The sequence below is a fragment of the Kitasatospora sp. NPDC058492 genome (genome assembly GCF_042720685.1).
GTDB lineage: Bacteria > Actinomycetota > Actinomycetes > Streptomycetales > Streptomycetaceae > Kitasatospora.
The window spans coordinates 15,372-33,135 of the sequence record NZ_JBHXMU010000044.1; the positions used below are offsets into that span (position 1 = coordinate 15,372).

Here is a 17,764-nt window from a genome sequence, read left to right on the forward strand (position 1 = left end):
GGCGGGGGCTGCTACCGCCGGGGGCGGGGCCCCCCCCCCCCCGGGGGCCCCCCCGGCCGGCGGCGGGGCCCCCCGCCGGCCCCCGGCGGTCGGATCCGCTGTCAGGACGCGGTCGGCGTCGGCAGGGCGTCGAGGGCAGCGGTCCACGGGTAGGCGTCGAGGTTGCCGTGCCGGGGCGGGTGGGGCACGAACCCGCCCTCGCCGAGGAGGAGGTTCACGCCGTCCTCGCGCAGGCGGGCGGCATGGATCCGGACCGCGCTCTGGTTGGCCTGCGCGTTGTTGAAGTGCGGCAAAGCGACAACCGGCTTGCCCATGCCCATGGACTCGGTGAGCAGCCCGAGGGCGAGGGTGTCCGAGATGCCGGCCCCCCACTTGTTCAGCGAGTTGCAGCTGAGCGGGGCGGCGAGCAGCGCGTCGGGGGCGGGCAGGACATCGGCCTCGCGGGGCAGCTTGTAGCGGTGGCGCACCGGGTGTCCGGTGAGGTCCGCGAGGGCGCGGAGCTCGAACCCGGCCTCGGGGTCGGGGTCTTCCTCGGCCCAGCGGTAGGCCGAGGGGCTGAGGATCAGGCAGACATCCCACCCGGCGGCCTGGGCTGCGCGTATGGGCGTGGCGATGCGGCGGACGGGCGGGGCCGCGAAGGCGACAACGTACAGGGTGTTGGTCACCCGGGCAGTCCATCCCCCACCGGGCCGGCTGCGCAAGCGCCGCCCGCCGGCCGGTGCGGGTCCGCGGCCGGGTGCTAGCTCGCGGGGGTCGCGGAGGTCGCGGCCAGGCGCAGCAGGGGGAAGAACTCGCGCTCACGGTCGTCTTCGACGGCGAAGCGCACGCCGAGGGTGAAGGCCCGCGGGGAGCGGCCGTTGAGGATCAGCACGACGTGGCGGCGGTCGGGTGCTACTCGCCACTGGGCGGCGAGGTGGACGCCGGCCGCGGACTGGACTGCGGGGGCGTCGTCGAACACGGCCTCGGAGTAGGCCTGTTCGAGCCCGGGGTGCGCGGTGCGGGCGACGGGTTGCAGGAGTACGACGTCGCCGCCGGGAATCGCGAGGTGGAGCGGGAAGGCTTCGGCGTCGATCACGGGGAAGTCGCTGAGCATGCCCGGCATCCTAGGCGAGCAGCCGGGGGCGCCGTCCGTGTCAGCCGGACAGGCCGCAGCGCTCGGCGAGGGAGTGCAGGCGGCCGGTTGCGGTGCCGGCGCCGAGGAGGCGGAGGTCCTCGACCAGGGCGCGGCTGCGCGGCCGGCAGCGGACCTCTTCGGGGGCTTGGCGCTCGGCGTCGAGGAGGGTGTCGACGGCGTCGGCGGAGCGGCCGGCTTGCAGGTAGCCGCGGGCCAGGTCGGTGAGGTGGTGGGCGCGGCGCTCGCGCGGCAGGGCGTCGAGGGCAGGGTCGGGGATGCCGGCCGCTGCTGCGGCGGCTTCCGCGCCCTGGGAGAGCTGGACCAGCGCGGCCACCCGGTGCACGGTCACGTTCGTCGGGCCGAAGGCGGTCCACATGGCGTTTGCGTCGCGGCCGAGCTGGTCGGCGTGGTGGCCGGCCTGGTCGAGGAGGTCGGGCACGGCCGCGGCTGCGCGCGCGTCGGCGCGTTCGGCGGCGGTGGCCGTGGCCATCGCGGCTTTGAGGTAGAGCATCCCGAGGACGCTGAGACCGTTCTCGCCGCGGTCGAGGAGGTCGGACTCCAAGCGGGTTGCGGCGGCGACCGCGAACGCGGCGCCGGCGGCGGCCTGCCCGGAGTGGGTCATCGCGTCGGCGAGCTGCCGGGCGGCGGACGCCATGATGACGGGGTCTTCGCTGCGCTCGGCGACGGCCACCGCGCGGTGGGCGGCGGTCAGGGCAAGGTCGGCCGCGCCGTACTTGGTGACGGTGCCCTCAGTGAGTCCGAGGGTGAGGGACAGCACGCGCAGGGCGGCCCGCCGGTCGTCGCCGGTGTAGCGGGCGGCGGCCCGGTTCGCGTCGGTCAGGAGCCCGGGCAGCAGGCGGCCGAGGGAGGCGAACGCGCCGAACTGGAACGCGGCGCGGCCGTGGATGAACCGGGCCCTGAGCACGTCGATCGGCAGCGGGTCGCCGGGGTGGTCGTCCGCGATGCCCGTGATCAGGTCATGACGCTGGAGCGCGTCACGGATCGCGGCGATCTCAGTCGCGTCGGCGCACTGCGCCACCGGGGAGTCCGAGAGGAGGTCGGCAAGGTCGATACCGAGCACGCGGGCGGCGGTGCGCAGCACGGACAGGCGGGGGTCGCTCTGGCGTGCGCCAGATTCGATGTTCTGCACCCACCTCTTACTCTGTCCCATCAGGCGGCCGAACGCCTCTTGCGTGTGGCCGCGGCGCGTGCGCCAGTAGGCAATCCGGCGGCCGATCGCTTCGTCATCCATGGCGGTACCTCGGACCTGGGTGTGAGGAGGCACCCGGAACGGGTGGCTACGGTCTGTTGTACCGCCTCTACGGTCCGCTTATGACCCTCTTTGCGAACTTCTCCCCCGCCGCGACGTGGTCTGCGCTGGCAGAGCCGGATGAGGCGATGGTGCACGATTCACGCCACCTGACGACCCGGAGCAGCACGGCGTTGACGGAGTGCGGCGTCGGTTGGGATGTGGTCGTGGTGGCGCCGCTGCACCGCGGGCTCGCGGCCCTCGACACGCTCGGGGTGCCGCTGAACGCCGGGCTGCCGGTCCTCGCCGACTATGCGCGCTCGGAGCTCGCCGTCCTGGTCGAACCGGGCACCGGGCGCACGGTGGCCGATGTGCCCGGGGTGCGGATCCTCGCGCGGGGTTCGTGGCTGCTGATTCCCGTCCGAGGGCGCGGTGTGCTCGCGGCGGCCTGGCTCAGCGGTCCGAGCGCGGGGGGGTACGTCGAGGCGGCGGCGCTGCGCGGAGCCCTGCTGTACCCGGACGCCAAGCTCGTGGAGCCCGGCCGCGCCGGGCAGCGGGCGACGCTCGGGCTGGCGGCACCCTCCTCCAACCCCGCCCACTGACGCCCGCCCGACAGGCCCCTCCGCCCTCGCTCGGCTGCGCCCGGCACCGCCGGCGGCCTGTCACCACCCCTTTCCAGTCGGCTCACCAGGCACTATGACAATCCGTCATGCTCTATGCGCTTTCCTCACAGTCCCGAGATACCTCCGAGAAGGCACCCACTTCGGGTGTCTCCGCAGCGTGGGCGCGCTCCTACATTCCAGACATGACGAACACCACGAACCAATCCAAGGTGGCGGAGCCGCCTGCGGGCATCACGCCGGCGCTGCGGCCCGGGCCGGACAGTGCCGTCGAGGCGTTCCAGCCGATCACGTCGTCGGTCGGGCTGGACCTGGTACGCGCCGTGGGCGACGCGAGCCGGGCCGTCTCCCTCCTCGCAGAGGTCCCCGACCGGGACGTCAGCGTGAGCGCGCTGACCGCGGTGGAGTGCACCGGCTCGACGCCGGCCGGCGCCCTGTTCGCCGCGGCCGACGTGCTGCGGCACGGCGACACGCTGACCGTGCACGGCCTGCTGTGGGCCAGGGTCCCGGGCCCCAGCGACAGGGAGCCGTGGAACTGGCGCGTCACGGTGCTGGTGAGCACGCTCGACCCGGAGCTCGGCGAGGCCGACGCCCCCGCCCACCAGGCGGAGCCGTCAACCTGCCGGGTCGCGCTGTATCTGGACGCCGACGCGGAGATGCCCGAGGGCGCGCTCACCGCGATCCAGCGCGAGGCACTGACGCCGACCGGGGCGCTTCAACGGGCCGCGGAGACGGTCCGCGAGTGCGCGGCGCTTGAGGTCGAGGGGCTGATCTGGGCCCGGGTGCCAGCGCGCCACCGCGGCGCCTGGGAGTACCGGCTCACCGTGCTGGCCACCTCGACGCCGATGAAGCACGGCCAGAACGGCCGGCCGACCTACTTCTCCGAGGAGGCGTGGTGATCGTCGACCGCCCCGCTCCGCAGGACCGGGCCCCGGTTCTGCGCCGGCCGTTCACGCCCGCCGACCTCGGGTTCGGGGGCCATCCGTGGCCGCAGTGCTTCGCCGGTCGGGCCGCGGTGGCTGTCCCCCAGTCGCCGGAGCGACCCGTCCTGACCCACGACGGGTGGACGGCTGACGCGCACTCACTCGCGCTCGACCTGCGGTGGTCGGGGCAGCTCGCCGCCGGCCGCCTGACGGTGCACTCTCCCGGCGGGGCGCGGTGGCTCGACTGCAACCTCCCCCTCACGCGCGAGTGGCGGCGGGCCGCCAACGCGCACGAAGGCGTCGTGTTGATGGCCGGGCCGTTCGCCGACATCAGCGAATTCCGCAACGCGGCAGCAGCGGGAGCACTGTCGCTGCTCGCGGTCCCGGTCTCGATCATCGGGGGGAGCTGGTGAACGGCATGGACAGCGAGAGCGGCTAACACCGCGCCGCAACGGACGTCGAGTTCAACCCGAAAGCGCCCGACCCCGGCAGGGGCGGGCGCTTCGAGTTTCCCCACCACTGTGGCCCTGCGGGGCATGACGACGTGAGGTGCTACAGCAGCCCGAACCGCTGCGCCCGCACGACCTCTGTGACGGGCGACTACCGGCTGAGCTTGAGCGATCCACCGCACGGCATTGCCCCTCTGTGCCACCATGCGCAGGTGACACGGCCATTGACCAGGCCGTTACTCCCCTTGGGGAGCTGCCAGAGAGGTTCCAGTATGGATGTATCGGGATTCGTCGACCGTAGGACGATCGAGTCGATCGTCGCCTTGCTGATGCCCCCGGCCCCCGACCTTCGCGAAGACTGGGTGACTGTCCCGTGCGAGGTCTACGGTGCGGCGGAAAACCCGATCATGATCGAACGGGCGTGTTTCGCGGTCCAGCGTCGACTGGACGGCGGCGAGAGCCCCGAATCGATCAGTGAGACCTTTGGCGATCTTGATGGGCCTGAGCACAGCGCAGACAGCCCCTACCGCAACGCGGAACGGATCGACCGCGAGGCGGACGCCGCGACGGCTCATCGCATCATCAAATTGCTGGCTCAGAGCTTCCCCCTGACCGAAGCAGAGCGGGCTGAGTTGCCGATCAGGTGACGGCCGGCGGGAGGGGTGAAGCCTCCACATGCGAGAGCGCCCGACCCCTCAACGGGGTCGGGCGCTCTCGCATGTGGGGGGGCTGGACAGGCGTCGCCGAACACTTCCAGCGCCCCCGGAAGTCCGGGGACCGAGAGCGTCGCCGACGGACGGGGCGCCCTGGTCAGTCGTCGGCCGCGCCGAACTCCTCGGCCGTGGTGTGCTGCGGACGCAGTCGCGGCCAGGCACCTCCGACGCCGGACCTGCGTCCCGTGCGCAGGATCTCGTCGAGCCGGCGGTCGAGGAACAGGCGGGTCCGCTCCGTGGCCTGCTCCCTGAGCTTCGCCCGCACAAGCGCGTCACCGGCCTCGTCGGGCACGATGACCACCTTCCGCGCCCACTCCGAGGGGAGCTCGACCGTGGCAGTCGTCTTGTCCGGCCCGCCGCGCTGGACGTCGACCCGGAGGCTTCGTTCCGCGGCCGGCAGTGCCCACCTGGTCAGGTTGCCCTGCGGCTCCTGGTCCCAGTACGGCGCTCCGTCGGTGGTGGTGCCGATCTGAACACGGGCGTTCCAGAAGTCCGGGTCAGGCCCGTTGTCGGTCATGGTGGCCTCTCTGAGGGTGGAGCGGATGGGGTTCGGGCGGTCCGGTTGTCTACGGTCCGCAGATCACGCGGACGATACGCACGATGCCGACGGCGCCGACCGGGCGGTGCACCCGGGCGACGACGGAGACGGTGGCGCCGTGGGCGATGATCGGAATGCTCTCGCCGTCGTCGGCGAGGGAGGCGAGGCGGGTGATCCGCACGCGCTCCGGGTCGCCGGGCTCGGCCGGCCGGCCGGTGATCGGGTCGAGTGCGAGTCGCGCGGAGACCGCGCGCAGGGCCGACCGGAATCCGATGGGCAGGGAGACCACCTCAGCGCGCAGTTTCGCGTCGGCGGCGGCGTCGGCGGGCGCTCCGGTGCCGATGAGCACGTGCCAGCGCACGCCGTCGGTCTGCTCGGTCCAGTCGCTCACCGGTCAGCCTCGGCGAGCAGCTCGTCGAGGGTGGGGCCGTCCTCGGTCGGACGGGTGCGGTCGAGTGCGGCGTACGTGGCCGGGTCGGCGAGCGTGTCGGCGATCCGGCCCCAGTACTCCAGCACCCGGGCGGCCGAGAAGACGTCCGCGGAGTGGAACGCGGTGGTGAAGTCGGCGAGCATCCCCTCGGGCAGCAGGGCACTGATCGAGTCGTACGTCCTGGGGACCGGCGCGGGGCCGATCTCAAGCGGCTGTGCGGTCATCTGTCCACCCCTTTCGTCGTCTACGACGCTACCGGCCGGCAGTGTCAGGCGTGGCGGCTACGGTCGGCGGAGGAGGCGCTCGGCCTCCGCGAGCGCCTCCGCCAGGTCGGGCAGGCACCTGGGGCACAGGCCCCACGGCGACCGCCCTTCCGGGTGCCGGCGCACCTCCGGGAGGACGACGCTCAGCTCGCCGATCAGGAGCTCGCAGCGGCACCCCATGCACTTCGGCTCGGGGTAGGTCATTTCGTCGTCCTCGGAGCCGTCCCAGACGTCGAGGACAACACTGCCGCCCTCCGGAATCTCCGGCCGCGTGGCGCGGGCGGCGAGTCCCTGTGCGGCCTGGGCGTGCGTCAGGCCGTGGGCGGCGGCGTGGTCGCGGGTGTCGAGCTTGCGGGCTCGGTCCTTCACCATGGTCATTCCACTTCTGTGGGGCCGCGGCAGGATGCAGCGCGGCCAAGGTCACGGGTGTCGACGCGATTCGGGGAACCTTTGCAGCCACTCGGCCGGCCGGTGGGCGGACGGTGGCGCGGGCAGGCGTTTCTGCCGTCTCCACGGTAGGGCACTGGGTGTGACGGTGCGGGCGGTTTCCGGTGTTTTGCCGTACCGGCGCGAGCGGTTCGCGCCGCGGGTCAGCCGCGGGCGGGGATGAGGCAAGCGAGCGCCTCGATCAGATGATGCGCCGACTGATCCATAAGGTAACTCCCGTTCATGCCATGGGAGTTGAGGCGGTAGAACTCGCCCTTGCCGAGGGCGTCGGCGGCACGGCGCAGGGGCTCGCGTCGATCGATGAGGTAGTGACTGCCGCCGGTCACCGCTAGGGCGGCGAGGAGGCGGCCGGCGGGCAGCGGAACCCCGAGGACGCGGGCACCGACCCCGACCACGGCAGCTTGCGTGGCGGTGTAGATGAGCGAATGCCGGAGGCAGGCGGCGCGGCCGGCGCGGGTGCCGTACCGGCGGCCCTTGTAGGTGACCGGGGCGTCGTCGGTGGCCGCCTTGACCGCGGCGTCCCGGCTGCTCTGGGTGACGTGGTCACCGATCTTTGCGCCGGCGCGCATCAGGCCGAGGGTGAAGGCGGCCCGGGCCGCCCTGGCGGTGGCGGTGTCGACGGTGACGTGCATGATGGTCCGACCCTCTCTCAACGGGTGGGTGTGGGGCGGCCGGTGGTCCGGCCAGACTCTCCGGCCGCCCTTGTCCCTCGATGGTGTGCCGTCAGCGCGCTGCGGTCAGCACCGGGCGTGCACACCGAGCGTGATGCAGGTCACTCCCAGTGGCCCCGGCCGCCGTCGTAGGGGCCGCCGACGACCGTCACCGCGAATCCGCTGTTGACGGGCGAGGACCCGGCCCGGGTCAGGGTCGGGGTCTGGACGCGCATGCTCCACAGGATCGGCCCGTCCGACTCCCAGGTGCACACGATCTGACCGGCCTTGTCCCGGTTCCCGTACAGCTCCTCCATCTGCGCGCGAAGCTCGTCCTCGCACCGGCGCTGCGCCTCGGCGACGGTCGCGAACGTCGGCTCGAACTCCTGGTAGGACCGCGGGTCGGACCAGCTCGCCCGGTAGCGCACGACCAGGGACGCCACGTCGGCGGGCACCCACTCGGGCACCTCGCTGCGGGTGTGCCCGTCGAGCAGCGCCGCGGCCTGGGCGTCGAGTTCCTTCTCGACGGCAGCCCGGTCCTCGCCGGCGAGACGGACCAGGACGGTCGCAGCGATCCGGGCCGTCGTGAGAACCAGGGTGTAGGCGTCCTGCTGGACGTGCTCCTCGCGCACGTAGCTGTCGCAGCGGCTGGCGTGGCGTTCGGTGCGCTCCCGGTCGAGGCGCTTGCGCTCCTCTACGGTGTCCGGCTCGCCTTCGGCCAGCGCCTCGACGTGCAACCAGGTGAGGGCGAGGGCGAGGGGACCGGCCGGGTAGTCGTCCCCCGCCCGGCGCGCGTCGTCGCCGGCCTTGGCGGACTGTTCGGCGAGCCACTTCTCCGCCTCCTCGGTGCTGTCCCCCAGCGCCACGACCAGGTAGAGGGCCGAGGTGCGGGCGAGCACGTCGAGGAGGGAGAGCAGCGGGGCGCGCAGTTCGCCGCGCTCGCCGGCGGACGGCCCGCCGACCCAAGTCTCGACCAGCTCGGCGCAGCGGCGGAGCTGTTCGTCGGCCGTGGCCGCAGGGTCGGGGAGCATGCCGTCCGCGGTGGCGCGAATCAGACCGAGGGCAACGAGTTGGGCGCCGAGCTGGTCGGGCGGCACGTCGGTGGTCATTGTGTTCTCCTGGTTGGCGCTGGTAGTCGGTCTGGCGGTGCGGCAGGAACCGGATCATCACGCGGGGCGGAGGGGGCCGAACCCGCTCTCGGCGGCGGTGGCGTCAAGGTCGAAGCCGGCTGTCTCGACCTCGTGCAGCAGGTCGGGGTGATGCGCTCCGAAACGCTCGACGTCGGGGACCGTCACACGGCCCGGGCATAGCCGGCGTTCTGGAGCGTGGCTGCCAGGGCCTCGGCGAGGCCTTCGGGGTTCACGTCCATGCCGGTGCCGGTGTCGGTGAGGTAGTCCCGGACCGCTTCGAGGAGGACGACACGGGCGATCTCGACGGTCGGGCGGGACGGGATGATCTGGCCGTCCGCGTCGAATGCGAACTCGCCGTCGCCGTACAGGGCGAGGAGCTGCTCGGTCACGTGGCTGAGGGACAGGCTGTCGACGTTCTCCGCCCGCTCCATGCCCGCCTTCCATACGGGGCCGAGGATGTTGAACGTCTTCCTCGCCTTGCCCTCGGGCAGTTGCTCGTCGGCCGGGGCGCCGGTCCGGGCGTTGTAGGCCTTCGGCGTGCTGCGGGGCGCCTGGCGGATGCGCTCGACGGCCACGCGGCACACCAGCCCCGCGACCGGCCGGCCGTTGGGTCCGGGCACCTTCCCCCACTCGAAGGGGAACGGCGTCGCCGCAGTGGCGCTGACGATCTCCTCGACGTGTTCGGCGATGACCTTCTTGGCGTGGGCGGTCTGGGGGACGACGTAGGTCTCGACGCAGAGGTCATCCTCGTACCGACCCTCAACGACGACGTCCACCTCCATGACCCCGCCGCGCTGACGCTGGCGCAGGCCGAGCTTTCGCAGAATCGGGGAAACGGCAGTGGTCGGGGTGGTTCTGGACATCGTGATTCTCCTGAGGCAAGCGGCGGTCGATAGGTCGATAAGATGCGTCCGCCGTCCTGCTTCCTTGGTCGGTGGCGGAGTCGGTCGTGAGCGGCGAGCCCGGGGTTCCGGGCTCGCCGCTCGCGTTTCGGTACGCTCACCAACGCTACTAGGAAGTTACGTAACTTCACAAAGTTTTGCGGGTGAGGGTGCGTGGTTCATTCAGGGCGCCGCCAGTGCCGCGGACCGGGCTGCGCCGGTTGCGGCCCACGGCCGCGGCCGGCGGGCGGAGCCCGTTCCCGCTCGGCAGCGCCGGCGCCGGGCGGAGGCGGGAACGGGCCGGCTGCCGAGCACCGGCGCGGGTGGGCCTGCGGCGGGGCATCCGGTGCGGCCGGCCGGCGGGCGCCCCGGCGAGGAGGTCCTCGACGGCCGCCGCCGGCTGCTGCTCGGCGTCGAGCTGGGCGGCGCGGTCGAGAAGCATCTCGGCCGCGACGTGGGCGCCGATGCCGCGCAGCAACTCGGCCCGCCGGCGCAGCTCGGCGGCGTCCGGCTCGGCTTCGAGCTGCACCGGTGTGCCGGCGGCGAGCGGGACCTCGTTGTACCCGGGTTCGTCGTCGGCCGGGTAGTCGCGCGGGTGGAGCAGCCGGTCGAGCTCGGCGAGCTGCGTCTCGGTCAGCTTGACGCGGTCGGCGGCGGCCTCGGCGGCGCGCTGCGCCGCGGTGGTCTGGCGCTCGGCGAGCTCGGCCTCGAACCGCTCGCGGTCGGCGCGGGCGTGGTCGGCGGCGCGGCGGTCGGCGACGTCGGCGGCGAGTTGCTCAACGGTGGTGGCGGCGAGCCGGTACGCGGCCTCGGTCTCGGGCCGGGTGACCTGGTCGAGCCAGCCGTCGCCGAGCTCGCGCCGGGCGAGGAGGGCGGCGGTGCGGGACTGGTGGGGGAACGGCCGGTCGGGGTCGATCTCCTCGGCGTTCTCCGGGGCGCCGGTGGCCAGGGCGTAGGCGAGGGCCTCGGCGAACTCGGCGCGGAAGTGGCGGACGGCGGTGCGGCGCTCCGCCGGGGTGCACCAGTGCTCGCCGGGCCCGGTGAGCCAGGCGGCGCAGCGCCGACCCCAGTTGGCCGAGAGGCGGTCGAGGTGGTCGAGGAGGATCGGCAGGATCGCGCAGTAGCGGGCGAGGTCGCCGGGGGCGGCGCTGATGCGGGCGTCGGTGCGGCCGTGGCCGAGGCGGCGCTCGGTGATCTCGCGGCGCTCGCTGGTGCCGCGCCACCTGCCCTCGGGGGTGATCTCACTACCGGTGTCCACGTAGATGGTGCGGTAGGTGACGACGGGCTCGATGTAGATGCCCCAGTGCGCGCCGAGGGTGGCGGCGAGGCGGCGGCGTTCGGGGCCGCGCCGGGAAGTGTCGGCGAACTCCAGTTGCACGCCGGCGTTGCCGCGGGTGGCGGAGGAGAAGCCGGAGGCGAGGCGGACGGCGGGCTCGCCGCGGCGCGGGGTGTAGGGGTTGGCCCACCGTGCGGGGAGGCTGCCGGTAGCGGCTTGCGCGTACTCCTCGCTGACCTCGACGGCGAACGGCAGCTCTGTGTCGAGCGTCGTCTCGGTGCTCGGGTCCTCGGCCCGTTCGGTGTCGTTGCGGTGGGTGTCGGGGTCGGCGGGCCGGCCGGTGCGGTGTCGGGTGGTGGTGGCCACGGTGGGGTGCTCCTGGGGTGGTGGTCGGTGGCGGTGCCCGGGGGCGAGGTGGCTCGCCCCCGGGCTTCGGGTGGTGTCGGTCAGATGGCCTTGAGCAGGTGCGTCGGCCAGTCGCTCACGCCGCCGCCGGACCAGGTGACGCGCTGCAACGGGGTGATCTCGTCGGGCGGTGTGATGATGCCGGAGGTGACGCCGTCGAAGACGTCGCCGCAGCAGGGGCAGTCGTCCTGATAGGGGCGGGGCGGGTTGTGGCCCTCCGCCGGGTACTGGCGGATGACGCGGGTTCCGTCGGCGAGGTAGAGCCCGCCCGCGTAGTGCATGTTCTCGGTGAGCTGCTGGAGTTCCTCGCTGACGATCTGGGGCTGGTTCATGTCGGCCTTTCCGCTTCCGTGGTCGGTGCAACCAACTTAGCGGAAGTTACGTAACTTTTCCAACATGCTCCGCCATCGGCGCTTGCATCACGCTGCGGTCAGTCCCGGGCCCCGCACCGGTCGCATGCGGCCACGCCGCCGGCACCGTGCTGGTAGACGCGGAGCAGGGCGGCAGCACCGTCCACCGGCACCCAGGCATGGCCCCGGCAGTTCTCGCGCGGGCACGGCGCGCTGGCCTCGATCCGGCCGGCCGAGGGGTAGGCGCGCAGCGGGATGCCGGTCCTGCCGTGGACGATCGTGGCGCGCACGTACCCGTCGCGCCGGTAGTCGAGCCGCGCGTAGTGCGCGATCTGCTCGCCGAGGCGGGTACGGAGCAGGGCAGCGGCGAGTTCCTCCTCGGTGGGCTGCCGGCGGCCCGCGAGCAGCTCGGCCATGTAGTCGGTCGGGGGCCGGAACTCGCCGTCGCGGCTGATCGGCCCACACTCCCGGCAGGTGGAGTCGCTCAGGGCGCGGCACCGCGTCAGCCGGGTGCCGCAGCACGGGCAGTAGTGCGTCGAGCGCTCGGCCTCGGTGCCGCCCGTGGCGCCGCAGCCCTTGCAGACGTACGGGTGCGGGCCGGGCCGGAACGGGTCGGCGGGCGCGGGCGGTTCCTGGTCGCGGTGCTGGGGACAGCGGTTCATCGGCTGTTCTCCTTCGTCCGAGGGTCGGCGGTCCCGGGTTCCTGGCCCGGGCCCGCCGACTTTGGCGTGCGGTTCTGTCGCTGCTACTCGCCGAGGCATTCGACGCGGTGCAGGTGGTTGTGCACGTACGTCAGGAGAACCTCCTTCTCGCGATCGCCGTCCGCCAGGCCGAGGGCCTCGCGGAGGTAACCCTCGGCGTCGGCCAGGTCGAGGCCGACGACGTTCGGGAAGGGGTCGGCGGCGGCGCTGCGCCGGCTGGCGGCTTCGGCGGCTTCCCCGAGCAGTTCCGCGAAGTCTGCGGGTGCGGTGTCCGCGGGAACGGGCCTGTTGAGAATCCGGCCGATGACAAGGCTGTGGGCCGCGACGACCTCGGCGGGCGTCCGGGGGTCGGCGTAGACCGACGTGACGTCCTGCCTGCGGCGGTTGGCGCCCTCCCACAGGTCGCGGTACGGGCTCTCGCCGCAGGTGCGCTGTGCCTCGGCGCAGGCCTTGGCCATCGCGGCCCGGACGGCGCTCTCGTCGGTGCCGCGGGCGGAGGCCTCGGTCAGCGCGCTGGAGCCGGGCCGGTGCTCGACGCGCGCGACCGCCGGGCGGTCGGTGTAGCCGTCCGGCTCGAAGTCCCAGACCCACGACCAGCGCTCAGAGCCGCTGAGCCACGTCTCCAGCTCCCGGCCGTCCGGCGCCCACGCTCGCGGGCCCATCGCGAAGACCCGCGTCCGGGCGGGCACCGCCTGCCGGATCGCCGGCAGTCCGCCGGGGCCGTACTGCTGCCAGCGCTGCCGGGGCCAGACCTCGACGACCGCCGGGCGGTCGCGGTCCTCGGCCCACTGGCGCGTGACGGCTTCGGCGTCCTCCTGCCGTGCGAAGGGCACCGTCCTGGCCGCGGGTGCGGTCGTGCTGCCGAGCAGCGCGACGTACACCATGGTCTCGTCCTGGCCGGTCATCTCGGTCCTTCCTGCTCTCTCGGGTACGGGTGCATTCCGGTGTCCGTCCGGCCGACTCGGCGGCCGGACGGACGGTCAGGCAAGTTGCTCGCCAGCGGCGGCGACCAGGCTCATGACGGCGGCGACCGCGCTGTTACGGGCCGCGGCGAGGACGTCCGGGTCTGGGGCGTTGCGCATCGCGTAGGAGGCTTCCGCCGCGTCGTTGGCGAGCCCGGCAAGGGCCGGGGCGAGCACCGACAGCGTGACCAGCGGGCCCGTGATGGCCGCGCGGGTCAGGTGGCTGGCGGTGCGGGCTTCGTCGTAGCGGGCGGCGCGGGCCCCGTTGCGGTCGGCGGCATCGGGGTCGGCAAGACGGATCTTCTCCCGCAGCCACATCGCCCGGCGGTGGGCGTCGAGTGCGGTCACCAGGTCTCGGAGGGCCTGCACCCTCGCCTGCTCGCGGCTCTCGCGCCGGGCCTCGGCCCGCTCGGCGCGGGCGGCACGCTGCTGCATGTAGCCGGCGCCGAGGGTGCCGAGGAGCGTGCCGAGGACGGCAACCAGGGTGGTCAGCACGCCGTCCGCCGTCACTCGCCGGGGTTCTCGGCGGCCATCTGCTCGGCCGTCTCGCGCAGCCGGGCGAGCTGGTCGGGGGTCAGGCGGTACTGCGCGGCGTCCCGGCCCGAGGTGATGGTCACGGTCCGGAAGGCCGCGCGCCGCGCCTGCCGAGCGGCCCGCTGACGGTCGTCCTCCATCCAGTCCCAGAAGTTGGCGGCGGCGTCGGCCACGTCGGTGAGCTTCCAGCCCTCGGCGCTGGTGATCTCCACGCCGTCCGGGGCGGTGATCGCGATCGTGGCGACCCTGTCGCCGCGCAGGCCGGTGAAGCTGACGGTGTGACCGGTGGCCGTGGTGCCCTGGGCGTGGCCGGCGTTCCTGTTCCGCTTGGCGAGGCGGGCGACGTTGGCGGCGAAGGCGTCGCGCAGGTCGGTGGGTTCGGTGTCCATGGGGTTCCCCTCCTGGTTCGTGTCGATGATTCTGCTGGACGGTCGGCGACTCTCGTTCGGAGAGTGACAAGCCAAATCTAGCGCAAGTTACGTAACTTCCACAAGCGGGGCGAGCGGCGCCCCTCCGCCCGCCCGCACCCGTCAGGAGCCGACCGCCGCCAACTCCTCCGCACCTCCGAGCCGGATGAGCTGCTCGACCAACTCCTCGGCACTGCGCAGCGCCTCCCCCAGCTCGACGACGTCCAGCGGGTTGCCGAAGTCGGGCTCTGCGTGCGCGGCGGCGAGCTCGCGCAGCGCCTCGACGCCCTCCCCCATGGTGCGCACCTCCTCGGAGGGCCCGGGGTAGGGCTGCTGCTCCTCGGCGTAGGCGAGCTGCTCGACCTTCTCCTCAATCCCGACCAGCAGGCCGGCGCGCTCGGCGAGGTAGGCCAGGCGCTCGCGGGGGGCGGTCGGGGCGTCCGGGGGATAGATCACGGCGGATGTCCTCACGATGGGGCCGGCCTGCGCCGGCGGTGGTGTCGCCCGGACAACGATCCGGGCGGGAGAGCGGAAACGCCGTAGTGCCCGCCCCGGGCAGGGCGGGCACCGCGGTCCTGCTTGGCTGCCGAGGTCAGCGGGGCAGGCTGGGCTAGCCGGTGGTGACGACCTGTGTGATCTCCAAGCAGTCGGGCGCAGCGGACCACAGGCAGCTGAGTGCCTGCCCCTGGCAGTGCGGGCAGATCGACAACGTCGAGGTCAACGGCTGCCCGAAGGTCCACCGCAGGCAGCTCACGGCCTGCCACGGGCCGGGCTCGGCCGAGCGGCGGTGCAGCGCCGGCAGTTGGCTCCACCGCCGCTCGGCCGAGCTGCCCCCGGCAGGTGCGGCGCCGGCCGGGTGCAGCCGGAGCCAGTGCCGCAACGGTTCGCGTTCCCGGCCGCGGGCGATGCCGGGCACCGCGAACTGCTCGGCGACGTCGGCCAGCCACTCGGCCGCCGAGGCGTCGGGCCGGCGGCGCCGTTGCTCCCATCGGGCCATGGCGTCGGCGAGCGTCATCGCCTCGGGGTAGACGACGGCGGGGGCGGCCTGGCGGCGGTGGCGCTGGCAGCCGAGGGCGTCCTCGCGTGAGCGCCACGTGTCGTGTGCCACCTGCCGGTTGACCCACCACCAGAGCATGACCTGGTGGGCGTCCGCTACCAGGGCGTCACCGGCCGGGCCGAGCTGGTGGTCCATCGCACGGTGGCGCACCAGGGCGCGGCCGAGGTCCGGGAGGAGGGAGGCCTCCAACAGGAACCCGCCGTCGTCTGCGCCCAGCCAGCGCCGGCCGCAGGGGCAGGGGCGCCACCGGTGGCCGTCGCCGACCAGCCACGCCCCGGCCTCCTGGCACAGCGGGCACGCCATCAGCGGGGCGCCGCCGAGCTCCGCCGGCCAGGGCACCAGGCGCACGACGGCGGCGCTCTCGTCGAGGAGGCGGTCGGCGCGGAGGTTCGGCGCGGCCCGCTGCAACTGGTCGACCGGTCGACCGAGGAGGGTGGCGAGGCGTTCCAGCGCTGCGGCGCTCACCCGTACGTCGTGCTGCTGGGGCTGCACGCCGCCGGCCGGCAGCGCGAGGCGGCCGGTGTGCACGGCCTTGAGGATCGGGTCGACCGCGATGCCGTTCGCGGCGGCCGTGCGCGCGAGGAGCGAGGCTGTGGTCTCACCGTGGATCAGCGGCGCGTGGAGCGGCAGGTCGGCCGGCTTGAGCGGCTTCGCGCGCGGCTTCGCGGCCGGCTTCGGCGGCGGCCCGGGCTCGACGGTCTCGGTGTCGAACAGTGCCGGGTCGCGCCGAGTAGCCGGGGCGCTGCGTTTCGTCATGGCCGGACGGTAGCGCTCGGGTCGGACACCCGGCGGACGAACCGGCCGATCGACAGCCCAACAGGTCAAGAGGTCGGGCGGCGGTCGCATCGGCAGAACCGGTTTGGCCCCCGGGTGGGGGCCAAACTCCGGCTCCGGCCTGCCGCGGACCGGCCGATCAGATCGGCCGGTCCGGGTCGGAGAAAGTGAGGCCACCGGGCGCGAGGCGGCGGCGGGCCGGCGCAGGTACGGCCGCGGCCTCGCCGGGCGGCTGGCGGAAGTCGGCGACCTGCTCGATCGGCAGCAGCCGGCGCCCGCCGACCGGGGCGGGCAGGGGCACGTCGGCGGCCGGTTCGGAGAAGGCCGGCAGGGAGAGGGGACGGCGGTTGGTCATGATCACCAGTCTCGCAGTCCGGGCGGGCCCGGGTGGGCCGGACCGCTTCATCCCGCCCGGGCGGTACCACCGGGTGCACCGCGTTGGCCCCCGGGTGGGGGCCAACAGCACCTCGACTCCCGCCCGGCGCGGTACCACCGGGTGCACCGTCCTGGCCCCCGGGTGGGGGCCAAACGCATCCGCCCGCCGACCCGAACCGGGCCGGCGGGCGGATGGTCGAGTGGCTCAGGCCGAGAGGCCGAGGCTGGCAAGCTGGGCGGCGTAGCGCAGACGGCGCTGCTCTCCGACCTCCTCGACCGAGGGAACTTTGATCTTCGGAACCGCGGCGAGGCCGGACGCGACCCGACCGTCAGTGATCAGCGGGTGCAGTTGATAGACGGCATCCTCGATGCCCCAGGCGAGGCCGATTTCGCGCAGCTCCTTGAACCCGCGGTTCACGGCAGGCTTGGACGTCCCGAGGATCGCGCACATCTGATCCTGACTGAGCCGGGCTACGCCGGTCTTCTCCTCCATGTAGGCGATGAGGATGTCGAGGACCCGCCGGCCGGTGCGGGTCAGGTCCACCATCGCGAGCAGTTCGAGGACCTCGCGGCGGATGGCGACGGGCTCGGAACAGGGCGGCACCGGCGGTTGAATGCTCATCGCGTGACCTCGATTCGTCTGGGCGTGGCCATCATCCGTGATCAACCCCTCGCGGCGGAAGCGGCGGCGGGGCGCCGGGTCGGGCTCTTGCGCTGCTGCTTGATCGGGACGACGACGGTCTTGGCCTTCTCCGCCTCCTCGCGCTGTGCCTCGCGCTCGGCCCGCCACTGGTCTGGGTGGCCGCTGGTCGGGATGACGAAGTCGCGGCCGACCGCGGCCAGCCACTCGGCTTGGAAGCGGCCTTGCGAGCCGGAGTCGCCGCAGTAGCTCAGCCACGGGTTGATCTGGTAGCGGCTGCGGCCGGCGGCACGCAGCCACCTGATCTCGGTGAAGTAGAGCATGGGTTCGGACAGGTGCGATCTGGCCATCCCCGCGAGGGCGGCCAGTTCGCGGTGGTTGGTCTTGATGTAGCCCTCGCCCCGCTCTTGGCAACTCAGCAGGCCGTTCCAGCAGCGGAACCAGACGCCCGGCATACCCATGCGGGAGAGCAGGCGGTGCATCAGCTTGGCGTCGAGGACGTAGCCCCAGCACTGCTCACCGGCGATGAACTCGAAGCCGGTCACCTGCTGTTCGGTGCAGACCAGTCGGCCGGAGGCGTCCACGCGGATCACCAAGTGCGTGCTTGCGGGCGCCTTGCCCTGGGGTTTCACTCGTTCTCCCTCGGGACGTACCGGACACATGATCATGATTCGTCCCGGGGACGGTAGCACAGGGTTTACCGTCTTGGCCCCGAGGTGGGGGCCAAGACGGCGGGCGTGGCGGTCGAGGGCGGCCGTCGTTCTGGCCCCCGAAACGGGGCCGGAAGCGTCTCGCTGTGGCCCCCGAAAGGGGGCCAGGACGGAGATGTGTCCGCAGGTCAGGGATTCGCCGCTTCTAATCAGTAAGAAGGCCCCC

Annotated in this window: 26 protein-coding genes; 4 read left to right on the forward strand and 22 right to left on the reverse strand. The window is 73.2% G+C overall.

The window, feature by feature from the left end; all coding sequences use genetic code 11:
- Positions 1-101: 101 nt before the first annotated feature.
- From ACFWPI_RS26145 to ACFWPI_RS26155, 3 genes are all read right to left on the reverse strand, one after another.
- A complete protein-coding gene (locus tag ACFWPI_RS26145) occupies positions 102-665 on the reverse strand; it encodes a flavoprotein (protein ID WP_380380955.1) in 564 nt (187 codons plus the stop codon).
- Between the two features lie 74 nt (positions 666-739).
- Positions 740-1,093 (reverse strand): hypothetical protein, encoded by a 354-nt coding sequence (locus ACFWPI_RS26150; protein ID WP_380380957.1) that lies wholly within the window; start codon positions 1,091-1,093, stop codon positions 740-742.
- Between the two features lie 40 nt (positions 1,094-1,133).
- Positions 1,134-2,366 carry a helix-turn-helix domain-containing protein gene (locus ACFWPI_RS26155; protein ID WP_380380959.1) on the reverse strand — a complete coding sequence of 411 codons (1,233 nt, stop codon included), beginning with the start codon at positions 2,364-2,366 and terminating at the stop codon, positions 1,134-1,136.
- An 80-nt stretch (positions 2,367-2,446) separates the two neighbouring features.
- Between ACFWPI_RS26155 and ACFWPI_RS26160 the strand changes: the two genes are divergently transcribed.
- From ACFWPI_RS26160 to ACFWPI_RS26175, 4 genes are all read left to right on the forward strand, one after another.
- Positions 2,447-2,965 (forward strand): hypothetical protein, encoded by a 519-nt coding sequence (locus ACFWPI_RS26160; RefSeq protein ID WP_380380961.1) that lies wholly within the window; start codon positions 2,447-2,449, stop codon positions 2,963-2,965.
- 203 nt (positions 2,966-3,168) lie between these two features.
- Positions 3,169-3,882, forward strand: a complete 714-nt coding sequence (locus tag ACFWPI_RS26165; RefSeq protein ID WP_380380963.1) for a hypothetical protein — start codon at positions 3,169-3,171, stop codon at positions 3,880-3,882.
- Complete coding sequence (locus ACFWPI_RS26170; protein WP_380380965.1) at positions 3,876-4,319, forward strand: hypothetical protein; 444 nt, start codon at positions 3,876-3,878, stop codon at positions 4,317-4,319. Before ACFWPI_RS26165 ends, ACFWPI_RS26170 begins: the two co-directional genes overlap by 7 nt.
- Positions 4,320-4,627: 308 nt before the next feature.
- Positions 4,628-5,002 carry a hypothetical protein gene (locus ACFWPI_RS26175; RefSeq protein WP_380380967.1) on the forward strand — a complete coding sequence of 125 codons (375 nt, stop codon included), beginning with the start codon at positions 4,628-4,630 and terminating at the stop codon, positions 5,000-5,002.
- A 163-nt stretch (positions 5,003-5,165) separates the two neighbouring features.
- On the opposite strand, the gene ACFWPI_RS26180 is transcribed toward ACFWPI_RS26175, so the two are convergent.
- The 19 genes from ACFWPI_RS26180 to ACFWPI_RS26270 form a co-directional block, all read right to left on the reverse strand.
- The gene (locus ACFWPI_RS26180; protein ID WP_380375194.1) at positions 5,166-5,585 is read right to left on the reverse strand and encodes a hypothetical protein; all 420 of its coding nucleotides are present in this window, start codon (positions 5,583-5,585) and stop codon (positions 5,166-5,168) included.
- A 49-nt stretch (positions 5,586-5,634) separates the two neighbouring features.
- Positions 5,635-5,997: a hypothetical protein gene (locus tag ACFWPI_RS26185; RefSeq protein WP_380375196.1), complete on the reverse strand. Its 363-nt coding sequence runs from the start codon at positions 5,995-5,997 to the stop codon at positions 5,635-5,637.
- Positions 5,994-6,260: a hypothetical protein gene (locus ACFWPI_RS26190; RefSeq protein ID WP_380375198.1), complete on the reverse strand. Its 267-nt coding sequence runs from the start codon at positions 6,258-6,260 to the stop codon at positions 5,994-5,996. The genes ACFWPI_RS26185 and ACFWPI_RS26190 overlap by 4 nt, the downstream gene beginning before the upstream one ends.
- Positions 6,261-6,317: 57 nt before the next feature.
- On the reverse strand, positions 6,318-6,671 hold the full coding sequence (locus tag ACFWPI_RS26195) for a hypothetical protein (protein ID WP_380375200.1): 354 nt from the start codon (positions 6,669-6,671) through the stop codon (positions 6,318-6,320).
- Positions 6,672-6,889: 218 nt separating this feature from the next.
- Positions 6,890-7,378 carry a hypothetical protein gene (locus ACFWPI_RS26200; protein WP_380375202.1) on the reverse strand — a complete coding sequence of 163 codons (489 nt, stop codon included), beginning with the start codon at positions 7,376-7,378 and terminating at the stop codon, positions 6,890-6,892.
- A gap of 140 nt (positions 7,379-7,518) precedes the next feature.
- Positions 7,519-8,505 (reverse strand): hypothetical protein, encoded by a 987-nt coding sequence (locus tag ACFWPI_RS26205; protein WP_380375204.1) that lies wholly within the window; start codon positions 8,503-8,505, stop codon positions 7,519-7,521.
- A gap of 57 nt (positions 8,506-8,562) precedes the next feature.
- Positions 8,563-8,691 (reverse strand): hypothetical protein, encoded by a 129-nt coding sequence (locus ACFWPI_RS26210; protein ID WP_380375206.1) that lies wholly within the window; start codon positions 8,689-8,691, stop codon positions 8,563-8,565.
- Positions 8,688-9,389, reverse strand: a complete 702-nt coding sequence (locus ACFWPI_RS26215) for a hypothetical protein (protein WP_380375207.1) — start codon at positions 9,387-9,389, stop codon at positions 8,688-8,690. The genes ACFWPI_RS26210 and ACFWPI_RS26215 overlap by 4 nt, the downstream gene beginning before the upstream one ends.
- Positions 9,390-9,555: 166 nt before the next feature.
- Positions 9,556-11,049, reverse strand: coding sequence for a hypothetical protein (locus ACFWPI_RS26220; RefSeq protein WP_380375208.1), 1,494 nt, complete (start codon positions 11,047-11,049; stop codon positions 9,556-9,558).
- Between the two features lie 80 nt (positions 11,050-11,129).
- Positions 11,130-11,420 carry a hypothetical protein gene (locus ACFWPI_RS26225; protein ID WP_380375210.1) on the reverse strand — a complete coding sequence of 97 codons (291 nt, stop codon included), beginning with the start codon at positions 11,418-11,420 and terminating at the stop codon, positions 11,130-11,132.
- 98 nt (positions 11,421-11,518) lie between these two features.
- Positions 11,519-12,100, reverse strand: a complete 582-nt coding sequence (locus ACFWPI_RS26230) for a hypothetical protein (RefSeq protein ID WP_380375212.1) — start codon at positions 12,098-12,100, stop codon at positions 11,519-11,521.
- A gap of 83 nt (positions 12,101-12,183) precedes the next feature.
- The gene (locus ACFWPI_RS26235; protein WP_380375214.1) at positions 12,184-13,044 is read right to left on the reverse strand and encodes a hypothetical protein; all 861 of its coding nucleotides are present in this window, start codon (positions 13,042-13,044) and stop codon (positions 12,184-12,186) included.
- A gap of 75 nt (positions 13,045-13,119) precedes the next feature.
- The gene (locus tag ACFWPI_RS26240; protein WP_380375215.1) at positions 13,120-13,611 is read right to left on the reverse strand and encodes a protein kilB; all 492 of its coding nucleotides are present in this window, start codon (positions 13,609-13,611) and stop codon (positions 13,120-13,122) included.
- Positions 13,608-14,024: a hypothetical protein gene (locus ACFWPI_RS26245; RefSeq protein WP_380375216.1), complete on the reverse strand. Its 417-nt coding sequence runs from the start codon at positions 14,022-14,024 to the stop codon at positions 13,608-13,610. Before ACFWPI_RS26245 ends, ACFWPI_RS26240 begins: the two co-directional genes overlap by 4 nt.
- Positions 14,025-14,165: 141 nt before the next feature.
- Entirely contained in the window at positions 14,166-14,498 is a 333-nt protein-coding gene (locus tag ACFWPI_RS26250) for a hypothetical protein (RefSeq protein ID WP_380375217.1), read from the reverse strand.
- Positions 14,499-14,652: 154 nt separating this feature from the next.
- The gene (locus ACFWPI_RS26255) at positions 14,653-15,855 is read right to left on the reverse strand and encodes a hypothetical protein (RefSeq protein WP_380375219.1); all 1,203 of its coding nucleotides are present in this window, start codon (positions 15,853-15,855) and stop codon (positions 14,653-14,655) included.
- Positions 15,856-16,012: 157 nt separating this feature from the next.
- A complete protein-coding gene (locus ACFWPI_RS26260) occupies positions 16,013-16,228 on the reverse strand; it encodes a hypothetical protein (RefSeq protein ID WP_380375220.1) in 216 nt (71 codons plus the stop codon).
- 225 nt (positions 16,229-16,453) lie between these two features.
- Positions 16,454-16,870: a hypothetical protein gene (locus ACFWPI_RS26265; RefSeq protein ID WP_380375222.1), complete on the reverse strand. Its 417-nt coding sequence runs from the start codon at positions 16,868-16,870 to the stop codon at positions 16,454-16,456.
- Between the two features lie 41 nt (positions 16,871-16,911).
- The gene (locus tag ACFWPI_RS26270) at positions 16,912-17,520 is read right to left on the reverse strand and encodes a hypothetical protein (RefSeq protein ID WP_380375223.1); all 609 of its coding nucleotides are present in this window, start codon (positions 17,518-17,520) and stop codon (positions 16,912-16,914) included.
- Positions 17,521-17,764 lie beyond the last annotated feature (244 nt).

What these genes read in the sequence shown, in the direction of transcription:
- ACFWPI_RS26155 (WP_380380959.1), bottom strand. Translation starts at nt 2,366, where the DNA reads ATGGATGACGAAGCGATCGGCCGCCGGATTGCCTACTGGCGCACGCGC.
- ACFWPI_RS26200 (WP_380375202.1), bottom strand. Translation starts at nt 7,378, where the DNA reads ATGCACGTCACCGTCGACACCGCCACCGCCAGGGCGGCCCGGGCCGCC.
- ACFWPI_RS26215 (WP_380375207.1), bottom strand. Translation starts at nt 9,389, where the DNA reads ATGTCCAGAACCACCCCGACCACTGCCGTTTCCCCGATTCTGCGAAAG.
- ACFWPI_RS26190 (WP_380375198.1), bottom strand. Translation starts at nt 6,260, where the DNA reads ATGACCGCACAGCCGCTTGAGATCGGCCCCGCGCCGGTCCCCAGGACG.
- ACFWPI_RS26165 (WP_380380963.1), top strand. Translation starts at nt 3,169, where the DNA reads ATGACGAACACCACGAACCAATCCAAGGTGGCGGAGCCGCCTGCGGGC.
- ACFWPI_RS26195 (WP_380375200.1), bottom strand. Translation starts at nt 6,671, where the DNA reads ATGGTGAAGGACCGAGCCCGCAAGCTCGACACCCGCGACCACGCCGCC.
- ACFWPI_RS26235 (WP_380375214.1), bottom strand. Translation starts at nt 13,044, where the DNA reads ATGACCGGCCAGGACGAGACCATGGTGTACGTCGCGCTGCTCGGCAGC.
- ACFWPI_RS26160 (WP_380380961.1), top strand. Translation starts at nt 2,447, where the DNA reads ATGACCCTCTTTGCGAACTTCTCCCCCGCCGCGACGTGGTCTGCGCTG.
- ACFWPI_RS26205 (WP_380375204.1), bottom strand. Translation starts at nt 8,505, where the DNA reads ATGACCACCGACGTGCCGCCCGACCAGCTCGGCGCCCAACTCGTTGCC.
- ACFWPI_RS26225 (WP_380375210.1), bottom strand. Translation starts at nt 11,420, where the DNA reads ATGAACCAGCCCCAGATCGTCAGCGAGGAACTCCAGCAGCTCACCGAG.
- ACFWPI_RS26175 (WP_380380967.1), top strand. Translation starts at nt 4,628, where the DNA reads ATGGATGTATCGGGATTCGTCGACCGTAGGACGATCGAGTCGATCGTC.
- ACFWPI_RS26255 (WP_380375219.1), bottom strand. Translation starts at nt 15,855, where the DNA reads ATGACGAAACGCAGCGCCCCGGCTACTCGGCGCGACCCGGCACTGTTC.
- ACFWPI_RS26150 (WP_380380957.1), bottom strand. Translation starts at nt 1,093, where the DNA reads ATGCTCAGCGACTTCCCCGTGATCGACGCCGAAGCCTTCCCGCTCCAC.
- ACFWPI_RS26265 (WP_380375222.1), bottom strand. Translation starts at nt 16,870, where the DNA reads ATGAGCATTCAACCGCCGGTGCCGCCCTGTTCCGAGCCCGTCGCCATC.
- ACFWPI_RS26180 (WP_380375194.1), bottom strand. Translation starts at nt 5,585, where the DNA reads ATGACCGACAACGGGCCTGACCCGGACTTCTGGAACGCCCGTGTTCAG.
- ACFWPI_RS26230 (WP_380375212.1), bottom strand. Translation starts at nt 12,100, where the DNA reads ATGAACCGCTGTCCCCAGCACCGCGACCAGGAACCGCCCGCGCCCGCC.
- ACFWPI_RS26245 (WP_380375216.1), bottom strand. Translation starts at nt 14,024, where the DNA reads ATGGACACCGAACCCACCGACCTGCGCGACGCCTTCGCCGCCAACGTC.
- ACFWPI_RS26260 (WP_380375220.1), bottom strand. Translation starts at nt 16,228, where the DNA reads ATGACCAACCGCCGTCCCCTCTCCCTGCCGGCCTTCTCCGAACCGGCC.